Below are 10,381 nucleotides of genomic sequence, written 5' to 3' on the forward strand. Positions count from 1 at the left end.
CTTGGAGTCGCTGCTGTCGGCGACGGCTGCACACCCGTGCATCTTCGTCGTGGGCAAGGGCGGCGTCGGCAAGACCACCACTGCGGGCGCCATCGCCCTCGCCGCTGCCGACGCGGGGCAGCTGACCCACCTCATCACGACCGACCCTGCCGAGTCCCTGGGCGACCTGTTCCACGCGCCCCTCGAGCCGGGGCGCCCGGCGCCATCCCCCTGTTCCGATCGGCTGACGCTGGAAGCGTTCGATGCCCGCGGCTGGGGTGAGGCGTGGCTGGCGCCGAGGCGGCGGTCGATCGCCGAGATCATGGAGCGAGGCACGTACCTGGACGAGGCGGACGTCGACGGGTTGCTTGCCCGCAGCGTGCCGGGCATCGACGAGACAATGGGGGCGCTCCGGATCGCGCAGCTTGCAAAGGCCCGGGAGCGCGGCGTGGTGGAGCGCATCGTCGTGGACACGGCGCCGACAGGGCACACGCTCCGCCTGCTCGACGCGGGCAGATCGCTCGGGGCCTGGGTCGCTGCACTGCGTGCGATGGCGGACAGGGCGGACATCGTCGCATCGGCCCTGCTGCACACCCCCGTCCGGCTGCGGGAGGAGCGCGCACTCGACGAGATCGAGAACGAGCTGCTCGTCCTGGAGGGAGTCCTGATGTCGGCGGCGTTCGTGGTCGTGCACCGGGCCGGCGACGTGGTGCGCGCGGAAACGAGACGGCTGGCGCTGCGGCTGCGCCAGCGTGGCTGTCAGGTGACGGCGTTCGTCGGGGTCGGCGCCGACGTGCACCCGCTGGGTGAAGCGGGGCTGGAGCGGTACGTGCCTCCGCTCCGGGATGCGACCGGCTGTGCGGGGCTGCGCGGGTTCGCGGCCGCAATGGTCCAGCATGGTGACGGTGGAGCGGCCGGTCAGGCGTCGCCACCGTCGCCCGCGCGCGCAGCAGAGCCAGACGCGCCTGCGCCGCCCGCGCGCTCCGGAGCGCCGGGCCCGGGGGTGGCCGCCACAGGACATGACACTGCCGGCCCTGATCGAATGCACGCCGCAGGGAGCGGCGCGGGCTGGATCCGCGCCACGCGCTGGCGTGTGATCTGGCTCGCGGGCAAGGGAGGTGTCGGCAAGTCGACGTGCGCCGCGGCCGTCGCGGTGGGACTGGCGGACGACCGGGCCGTGTCCCTCTTCAGCACGGATCCGGCCGGGTCGCTCGGCGATCTGTTCGAGCGGTCTCTCGGCGCGGATGCTGTGACGCTGGGGCCCACGCTGCGCGTTCAGCAGGTGGCGGCGGAATCGGTGTTCGCGGAGTGGGCAGCGGAGTACCGTGGTGAAGTGGAGCGCGTGTTCGAGAGCCTCGGACTGGACAGCGCGGCAGCGATCGACCGCAGGGTGCTCGATTCGCTGCTCGACTTCGCGCCGCCGGGCATCGACGAGATCGTATCGCTGGAGCACATTCTCGAATCCATGGAGCGCGAGGAAACGCTCGTGCTCGACACTGCGCCGACCGGGCATTTCCTGCGGCTGCTCGAGATGCCGGAGCTTGCGCTGGACTGGACGCACACACTGATGCGCATTCTGCTGCGCGCGGGTGTCGCGGGATCGCTTGACGCTCTTTCCGCACGCGTGCTAGCCTTCGCGAAACGCCTGAAAACACTGCGCGGCGTGCTGACCGATCCGAAGGACGCGGCCGTTTTCGTCGTCACGCTGGACGAGCCGATGGTGCAGGCGGAAACAGGGCGGCTGCGTGCTGCGCTGCAGTCGGCAGGGATCCGGGAGGCGGGCGTGATCGTGAACCGGGCGCGGAGTCGGTCTCCGGCGGTGAGCGGCCGGACGCTGCTTGCTCCCGAATGGCGGACGCCGCCCGCCGGTGTGGATGCGCTGCGCAGATTCTTCGACTCCTGGGTCCTGGTGTGAGCGACATCGTCTACCTGTACGGTTTCGTGCCTGGCGATACCGGCACTGCCGATCTGCCGGCCGGTGTGGATGAGCGGCCGGTCCAGGGCATCGCCGCGGCGGGCGTGCTCGCGCTGGTGAGTCACCTGCCGGCCGAGACATACTCGGCAAACCTGCTCGAGAGCAGGCTGGAGGATCTCGACTGGGTCGCGGCGCGCGGGCTCGCGCACGAGCGCGTGGTTGCATGGGCCGTCGACCATGGCGAGATCGTGCCGGCCCCACTCTTCACGCTGTTCAGCTCGGTCGACGCACTGCGCAGCGATGCCGAGCAGCGCGCCGCGGAGATTGCGGCGACGCTGGAGCGCTTTCGCGGGCTGCGCGAGTGGGACGTCAAGCTCGCCTATCGGGCGGACGTGCTGGCGCAGAACGCGGCAGCTGTTTCGGACGCCGTGCGCGATCTCGACCAGGAGATCGCCGCTGCAGCACCGGGACGCCGCTTCCTGCTCGCGCGCAAGCGCAGCGAGCTGCTGAAGACGGAAGTCGCGGGTGCGGCACACCGCGTCGCGTCACAGCTCTTCGAGCGGCTGCAGGCGCAGGCACACGCGGCGGTTCGGCTCGAGCTGCCGAGGACCGGCGCGGAGCTGCCGGTGGTGCTGAGCGCGGCGCTGCTGGTGCCGCGCCCGGATGAGGCGCAGATCATCGCGACGCTGGATACCGAGCGTGACGAGCTGCGGCCGCTCGGCTTCGAGCTGTCGTTCTCGGGGCCCTGGGCGGCATACCGGTTCATGGGGGCGCCACCCGATGCCGGCGACGCCCCGGCGCACGTCGTGGATGGTGCGGATGAGTGAGCGGAGCAACGTCCCGGTTCACGAGCAGTTGAGTCTCACGGAGATCGTGAGCCACGTGCTCGACCGAGGCGCGGTGATCAGTGGCGACGTGATGATCAGCGTGGCGGGCATCGACCTGGTCTACCTGGGACTGCAGGTGGTGCTGACGTCCGTGGAGACGGCGCGGGAGAAGGGCCGCCGGCTCACGGCGGATCCCTACGAGTAGGTGGGCCTGCACCTGTACTGCGTGACGCCCGCCGAGCACCTGCCGCACGAGGTGACGGGCCTGGACGACGTTCCGGTAGCGGCAGTGCTCGTCGATGGGCTGGCCGTCTGGGTGTCCGACATGGACGCGCCCGCGCGCGCGTCCATCGAGTCGGCACAGCGGCATCACGCGGTGGTGGAAGCCGCGATGCAGAGCGTGACCCCGGTACCGCTCCGGTTCGGGCAGTGGCTCCCCGACGAGGATGCGGTGCGCACGCGAGCAGCGGCGCGGGCGGCAGAATGGAGGGAACAGCTGCTGGCTCTGGCCGGCAGGGCCGAGTTCACCGTGCGCATCCTCGATCCGGCCGTCGACGGCCCGGCCCGGGATGTGCGTGCAGAGCCCGCCGGGAGCGGGCGCGCGTACCTCGAGGCGGTCGCCGCGCGCCGCGCGGCACGCGAGCAGCGGTTCGCGCGCGGGCGTGCAGTGGCGGCGGAGATCGAAGCGGCACTTGCAGGATACGTGGTACGCACACGCGTGGACGCACTCGACACGACACACGGACTCGCGACTGTCGCATTCCTGGTTGACCGCGACAGCGCCGGCCGATACCGGAGCGCCCTGGACCGGGCAACAGCAGCGCACCCCGGTCTGCATTTCCTGACGAGCGGGCCCTGGCCTCCGTGGTCCTTCGCGACATGAGTGGACACCGCGACGCTGCTGAAGAGCTGGAGCTGATCGCCGCCGACCTGCGGGAGCTTGCACCCGCATTGCCGGAGCGGATCGATGCGAACCCCGAGGACGTGGAAGCGGGGCTTGCGAAGCTGGTGCTCACGCTGATCGAGGTCGTGCGCCAGGTGCTGGAGCACCAGGCGGTGCGCCGCATGGAGGGCGGCGGGCTGAGCGACGAGGAGATCGAGCGGCTCGGGCTCGCGCTGCTGCGGTTGCAGGAGCGCCTCGAAGAGATCAAAATTGCGTTCGGCCTCGAGGGCGAGGAGCTGAACATCGATCTCGGGCCGCTGGGCAGACTTCTCTGAAAGGGGTCACGTGGCGAGTTCGTACGAGCTGGGTCCGCATCGTTCACAGGGGCTGGTCGATATTCTCGACCGGATCCTGGACAAGGGTCTCGTCGTCGCGGGGGACATCAAGATCAACCTGGCGAATGTCGAGCTCCTGACGATCCAGATCCGACTGCTGGTCTGTTCCATCGACAAGGCGGAGGAGATCGGCATGAACTGGTGGCGCACGGATCCACACTACGCCGAACGGGAAGTCGGCGCCGGCCAGGTGCAGCTGCTGGCCGAACGCCTCGATGCACTGCAGGCGAAGCTGGACCGGATCGAATCGAAGACCGAGAAGTAAACGCGACCGTACCTGTCTCCGGAGAAACGAAATGGCCGTTGAAAGAGCCCCGGCAGGCTCGAGTCTGATCGATGTTCTGGACCGGGTCCTCGACAAGGGCATCGTCATCGACGCCTATGTTCGCGTCTCGCTGGTCGGCATCGACCTGGTCAGCGTGGAAGCGCGCATCGTGGTCGCGTCGGTCGAAACATACCTGCGCTTCGCCGATGCCATCGCGGCGACCAGCTCGGCATCCCGTCCGATGCTCTCGGGCACCGGCTACACCGCCGGCGGCTATGCACCGCAGCGGGAGATGGACCGTGTCATGGCCGAGAACGCTGAACTGAAGCGCAGGCTCGATGAGCTGAGCTAGTGACAGATGCAGTGCGCGCTTCGGATGCACTCGTCGCCGGACTGCTCGAGCAGCTTGCACGAGTAGCGTCTGCCGATGAGGCGTGCTCGCTGCTGCTGGCTCGTGCATCCGCAGAGTCCGGCATCGGGCACGCCCTGCTGTTGTACCGGACCCATGAAGGTCTCGAGCTGCTCGGCCCCGGGGTCAGCCCGGCACAGGCCGCCGACACGGTGGAGCAGGCGCTGGAGCCGGGCTCGGCGGTGCTCGACCTGTTCGAGTCCCTCCAGGATGCTCGCCCGGTTCACGCGCCGGGGGTCGGCGTTCTCGATTTTCCTGCCGTCGCACTCCCGCTCCGGGGGCTCGACAGCCTGCGCGGCGTCGTCTTCCTCGAGGCCACGGAGCTCACCCCGCGCATCCACGCCACGGCCGATCTGCTGCGGCGCTGCGGGCCGCTCGTCGATCGCATCATCGAGTCTGCGTCGTCCGCCGGACGAGCGGGCCGGCTGAGCCGACAGATCGACATCCTGACAGACATGCTGAACGCGATCTCCGATCCCGTCGTGATGACGAACGGGAACGGGGCCGTGGTGTTGACCAACGCCCGGGCAGAAGCGTTGCTCACGTCGTCCGCGGACGACAGCGACGGTCGCCGCCGCGCGGTCGAGGTCAACAACCTGCTGTTCTCGTCGTTTCTGACGCAGACGGCGATGGCCGGTGGCATGTCCGCGCCCGGTGGCCGCGAGCTGAACCTGGTGGACACCCACGAGGGCAGCGACCTGCTCTTCGAGGTGCTGACCATGCCGATCGGCGTGCTGGGCGAAGGCGCCCTGATGAGCGTGCTGCGGGACATCACGGACCTGAAGCGGGCCGTCAATGAGCTGGAGGTGCAGTACCGCCGCTCCCGCGTCGCCGAGCACAGGTCACGGCTGGAGCGTGACCGGCTGAACGCCATTCTCGAGAACGTCAGCGATCCGATCCTGGTCACCGACGAGCACTCCAACATCGTGCTCATGAACGCGGAGGCGGACCGCCTCTTCGTCGCGGACCCGCTGACCTTCGGCTCCAAGCGACAGCTGATCCAGTCGAACGACACGCGCGTGACCACGATGATCAGCAACTTCCTGCTCAGTCCGGAAGTGCGGCAGGTCGAGCGGATCACGCTCGTGGATCCGGACCGGGAGCGCGAGTTCCCGGCCGAGATCGCGTCCAACAAGATCATCAACGCGCGCGGTGAGCCGACAGCGATCGTCAGCGTGATCCATGACCTGACGTACGCGGAGGAGAACGAGCGGCTCGCGAACGAGCTGGGGCAGCTCAACGAGGGACTCGAGGACCGCATCCGCCAGGCGACCGCAGAGCTCGAGGAGCGCAACCGACGGCTCGAATGGCAGAGTCGTGAGCTGGAGAAGGCGTCGCGGCTCAAGAGCGAGTTCCTCGCGAACATGAGTCACGAGCTGCGCACGCCGATCAACGTGATTCTCGGCTACACGTCGCTCATGCGTGAGCGCATCTACGGTGTGCTGACCGACCAGCAGGACGAGGCGCTCGCAAAGGTCTACAACACGAGCCAGCACCTGCTCGAGCTGATCAACGACATCCTTGACCTGTCCAAGATCGAGGCGGGCAAGATGCCGCTGCACCTGGAGCAGGTGCTGCTGCCCGAAGTGATCGACGAGCTCGGGGAAACGATCGAGCCCATGGTTCGTGCCAAGGAGCTGGAGTTCCGCACCAGCGTCGCACCGGACCTCCCCGTGCTGGACACCGATCGCACCAAGCTCAAGCAGGTGCTGCTGAACCTGATCTCGAATGCGATCAAGTTCACGCACGAGGGACACGTGGCACTGACGGTCGCACACGTAGGCGGCATCGTGCGGATCACGGTGGAAGACACCGGCGTCGGCATCAAGCCGGAGGACCTGGAGGCGATCTTCGAGGATTTCCGCCAGATCGACCAGTCGCACACGCGCGAGTACGGCGGCACCGGCTTGGGTCTCTCGATCACGCGCAAGCTGCTCACGCTCCTGGGCGGCTCCATCGCCGTCGAAAGCACCTACGGCAGCGGCACGAAGTTCGTCATCGAGCTGCCGTGCACCGCGCCCAGGCCCGATGACGTCGAGGCGTCGCAGGAGCCGGCCTGACACGCGCATCGCGTCTGCAGACAGTCCGGTAGCTCCGCAGCGCCGGATTTCGACAGTGCTCTCCATGCATGGCAATCCGTAACAGGCAAATTGCCGCGATCTGGCCCCACACCCGCATGGCCGGTCAACGCCGACAGGGCTATGATGTGGCCGCGGCAGGGGCTCTGGCGCTGCTGGATCTTCGCAGGCCGCTGGTGCAGCGCTGCTGCACACGATCGGACCGGTATCCGGAACGCGACGGTTGAGCGGAAAATCTCTGGAAGAGCAGGATAGCCGTGGCGGTGACAGCGGCCAGGCCATGGAGCAGCAGCTGCAGGCGCTGGACGACGCGGCTGCTGCTGCCGGGCCGGGCGACGGTGCGCCGTTCGCACAGGCTGGCGATCTCGCCCTGAGCGGTGGTCAGCGCCAGCGTGCGCTCGAGTACTACGGCCGGGCGATCGACACGTACCTGTCGGGAAGCCGTTACGACGCGGCTGCCGCAGTGTGTCGGCGTGTGCTGCGCATTGCGCCGCGTGCGGTGCGTACGCGTGCGACGCTCGCGTGGATCGCGCTCGGACGCGGCGTGCATGCGAACGCGCGCCGCGAGATCGAGGAGTACGTGCGTGCCGCACTGCGTGCCGGGGAGGAGCAGCGCGCGGCGCGGCAATTGTCGCTGATGGCGCAGGCGACGCTGGACCCGGACCTGCGTCGCATCATCGCAGAGCTGCTCGGCCGGCTGGGTGCCGTGAAGGAAGCGGAGCGGGTCATCTCCGACATGTCGGAAACGAGCCTGCGGCGCATGCCGAGCGCGGCGGAGCAGGAGCAGGTGTGGGCGCAGGTGCTGCAGGCGGCGCTCATGGGCCCGCGCGAGCTGGACGCGCACGGGCGCGACGACCAGCATCCGCCAGACGTGATGGACTAGCGCCGTCCTGGCGCGCGCTCGGCGCGTGCAGTCATATTCCGTGTCGGACGCCGACAGCGTCGACCGCTTCGCTTCTCCCGCGCAGTCTGCTGTTGCGATACCCGTACAACCAGTAGACGACCAGCCCCAGCCCCAGCCAGAGGCCGAACCGGATCCAGGTGATCGCGGGCAGCTGAATCATGAGATAGCCGCAGGCGATCACGGCACCCGGCGCGACCACCCAGACGAACGGTGTGCGGAACGGGCGGTGGCGCTCCGGCTCCCGCAGGCGCAGCACCATCACGCCGATCGCGACGAGCACGAAGGCGAAGAGCGTGCCGATGTTCGTCAGCTCGATGACTTCGTTGATGTTGGCGAATGCGGCGAATACGGCCACGAAGACCCCTGTCAGGATCGTGGTCACGTGTGGCGTGCGGTAGCGGGGATGCAGTCGCGCCGCCCACTGCGGCAGCAGCCCGTCGCGTGCCATCGAGAAGAAGATGCGGGGCTGTCCGAGCTGGAACACGAGCAGCACGGAAGCCATGGAGATCACGGCGCCGAGCGAAATGATCGCGCCTGCCCATTCGAAGCCCCGATTCACGAACGCACTTGCCAGGGGATCCGCGGTCCCGTGCAGCTCCCACGGGACCAGTCCCGTCATGACGAGCGTGACCACCACGTAGATCACCGACGTGACCAGCAGCGACGCGATCATTGCACGTGGCATGTCGCGCTGCGGGTCGGTCGCTTCCTCGGCAGCGGTCGACACCGCATCGAACCCGATGTAGGCGAAGAAGATCAGTGCAGCGCCGGCGGCAATGCCCTGCCAGCCGTTGGGGGCGAACGGGGTCCAGTACTCAGGCTGCACCCAGAACGCGCCGACCGCGACGAAGAAGGCCAGGATCGCGAGCTTGAGCACAACCATGACCGTGTTTGCGCGTGCACTTTCGCGGATGCCGATCACCAGCACCCATGTGATCAGCGCCGTGATGAGCACAGCGGGCAGGTTGAAGATCACGTGAATGCCCAGGAGCTGCGGCGCCTCCGTGTACGCACGGGCAGCGTCGAGCAGGGATGCGGCCGTGATCGTTGGATCGGCAACCAGGGCAGTGTGGGCCTGGAGCGCGGTACGCGCATCGGTGGCGAGCCATTCCGGCAGCGCCAGTCCGAATCCGCGCAGCAGCGTCTGGAAGTACGCGGACCAGGACACGGCGACCGCAATGTTACCGACCGCATACTCGATGATCAGGTCCCAGCCGATGATCCAGGCGACGAGCTCGCCAAGCGTGGCGTACGCGTAGGTATACGCGCTGCCCGCGCGCGGGATGAGCGCCGCGAACTCGGCGTAGCAGAGCGCGGCAAAGCCGCACGCAATCGCGACCAGCACGTACGACAGGACCAGTGCGGGGCCCGCGCCCGGATGGTGTGGCCCACCGGCCACGGCGGTGCCTGCGCCGGAGAAGATGCCAGCGCCGATGATGGCGCCAATGCCGAGCGCCGTGAGCTGCCAGACTCCGAGCGTACGCCGCAGGACGGGGCCGCCGGTGAGATCGACCCCGTCCTGCTGCTCACTGATCGGCTTGCGGCGGAAGAGCGCGCTGCTCACCTCGCGCCGTCCCGGAGCGGCGGCTCCGGTGGCCGTTCCGGCCCGATGCCGTCGGGATCGTGATGTCGCCGGTGTCGCAGGATCTTGCCGAACGACCAGGCAGTCAGCCCCAGCACCAGCACCCAGCTCATTGCCATGAAGATGATTGCGCCGGTCGTCATGCGCTCACCTCCGGAGCCGGCGTGACCTGGTCGTCCCGTGCCTCGACCTCCACGAAACCCTTGCGATCATCGTAACCGTTGCGCTTCCAGGCGACGCGGACCAGCACGACGAACACCACCGCGAACAGCACGATGGCGAGCCGGGAGATCAGCACGTACAGCTCGCTGCCGGGCGCAACGCGCTCCATTCGCAGGATCGGCAGCGCGTCCTGCCAGCCCCACCAGCTCAGGATGAAGAGCAGGTAGAGCGGTGTGATGAACGTCATGATGAACTTGAACACGCGCGGGATGCGGATGTCCGCGCCCTGGTGGATGGAGCGCCAGGCATTCTCCGGCTTGAAGATCCAGACGAAAACGATGGTCTCCAGCATGGCCAGGACGACGAGGCCGAACGTGCCCGCCCAGTAGTCCCACTCGTCGAGTACACCGTGCTCGAGCCAGCCGATATGCATCAGCCCGAACAGAAAGGCGATCGCGCCCAGGGTGTAGGCAACGGGCTCACGCCTGAGGCCGAACTCCTCGCGGAAGAACGCCAGCACAGGCGTCAGCATCGCGACGGATGAGGTGATGCCCGCGAAGAACAGCAGGCCGAACCACATCGCGCCCAGGACATTGCCGGCAGGCAGCTGCTGAAAAACGACCGGCATCGTCGCGAAGCCCAGGTTGAACGATCCGGATTGCGCGATCGCCATGGCACCGGTGACCCCGAAGAACACCACCGCCGCTGGAATGGCGATGCTGCCCCCCAGCACGACCTCGGCGGTCTCGTTCGTGGCCGCTGTCGCGATGCCGTTCAGTGCGATGTCGTCTTTCGTGGAGAGGTACGACGCATACGCCTGCAGGCTGCCCATGCCGACGGACAGCGTGAAGAAGATCTGGCCGGCGGATGCGAGCCACACGCTCGGATCACCGATGCGTGACAGGTCCGGGTTGTAGATGAACTGCAGGCCGTCGGAGACGCTGGCGCCGTCGGGCCCCGGCGGCAGCGTCAGTACGACGAC

General features: G+C 68.0%; 12 protein-coding genes. 9 read left to right on the top strand and 3 right to left on the bottom strand.

Translation table 11 applies throughout. The features are described from left to right. Nucleotide 1: 1 nt before the first annotated feature. From VFU06_03980 to VFU06_04020, 9 genes are all read left to right on the top strand, one after another. The gene (locus tag VFU06_03980) at nt 2-1,894 is read left to right on the top strand and encodes an ArsA-related P-loop ATPase (protein HEU5208550.1); all 1,893 of its coding nucleotides are present in this window, start codon (nt 2-4) and stop codon (nt 1,892-1,894) included. Beyond that, nucleotides 1,891-2,721: a GvpL/GvpF family gas vesicle protein gene (locus tag VFU06_03985; GenBank protein HEU5208551.1), complete on the top strand. Its 831-nt coding sequence runs from the start codon at nt 1,891-1,893 to the stop codon at nt 2,719-2,721. Before VFU06_03980 ends, VFU06_03985 begins: the two co-directional genes overlap by 4 nt. Further along, nucleotides 2,714-2,926: a gas vesicle protein gene (locus VFU06_03990; protein ID HEU5208552.1), complete on the top strand. Its 213-nt coding sequence runs from the start codon at nt 2,714-2,716 to the stop codon at nt 2,924-2,926. Before VFU06_03985 ends, VFU06_03990 begins: the two co-directional genes overlap by 8 nt. After that, entirely contained in the window at nt 2,927-3,604 is a 678-nt protein-coding gene (locus VFU06_03995; GenBank protein HEU5208553.1) for a GvpL/GvpF family gas vesicle protein, read from the top strand. After that, the gene (locus VFU06_04000) at nt 3,601-3,939 is read left to right on the top strand and encodes a gas vesicle protein K (protein ID HEU5208554.1); all 339 of its coding nucleotides are present in this window, start codon (nt 3,601-3,603) and stop codon (nt 3,937-3,939) included. Before VFU06_03995 ends, VFU06_04000 begins: the two co-directional genes overlap by 4 nt. Nucleotides 3,940-3,949: 10 nt before the next feature. Next, nucleotides 3,950-4,264, top strand: coding sequence for a gas vesicle protein (locus VFU06_04005; GenBank protein HEU5208555.1), 315 nt, complete (start codon nt 3,950-3,952; stop codon nt 4,262-4,264). A gap of 31 nt (nt 4,265-4,295) precedes the next feature. Beyond that, nucleotides 4,296-4,616, top strand: coding sequence for a gas vesicle structural protein GvpA (gene gvpA / locus VFU06_04010; GenBank protein HEU5208556.1), 321 nt, complete (start codon nt 4,296-4,298; stop codon nt 4,614-4,616). Next, nucleotides 4,616-6,733, top strand: coding sequence for an ATP-binding protein (locus VFU06_04015; GenBank protein HEU5208557.1), 2,118 nt, complete (start codon nt 4,616-4,618; stop codon nt 6,731-6,733). The genes gvpA and VFU06_04015 overlap by 1 nt, the downstream gene beginning before the upstream one ends. A 241-nt stretch (nt 6,734-6,974) precedes the next feature. After that, a complete protein-coding gene (locus VFU06_04020; GenBank protein HEU5208558.1) occupies nt 6,975-7,634 on the top strand; it encodes a hypothetical protein in 660 nt (219 codons plus the stop codon). A 31-nt stretch (nt 7,635-7,665) separates the two neighbouring features. Here VFU06_04020 and VFU06_04025 read toward each other — a convergent pair whose 3' ends face one another. The 3 genes from VFU06_04025 to VFU06_04035 form a co-directional block, all read right to left on the bottom strand. Next, entirely contained in the window at nt 7,666-9,219 is a 1,554-nt protein-coding gene (locus VFU06_04025) for an amino acid permease (GenBank protein ID HEU5208559.1), read from the bottom strand. Next, complete coding sequence (locus VFU06_04030; GenBank protein ID HEU5208560.1) at nt 9,216-9,380, bottom strand: hypothetical protein; 165 nt, start codon at nt 9,378-9,380, stop codon at nt 9,216-9,218. The genes VFU06_04025 and VFU06_04030 overlap by 4 nt, the downstream gene beginning before the upstream one ends. Then, nucleotides 9,377-10,381, bottom strand: a 1,005-nt coding sequence (locus VFU06_04035; GenBank protein HEU5208561.1) for a hypothetical protein, incomplete at its 5' end; no start/stop codon positions are given. The genes VFU06_04030 and VFU06_04035, both read right to left, overlap by 4 nt.

It is taken from the genome of Longimicrobiales bacterium (genome assembly GCA_035764935.1).
Lineage (GTDB): Bacteria > Gemmatimonadota > Gemmatimonadetes > Longimicrobiales > RSA9 > DASTYK01.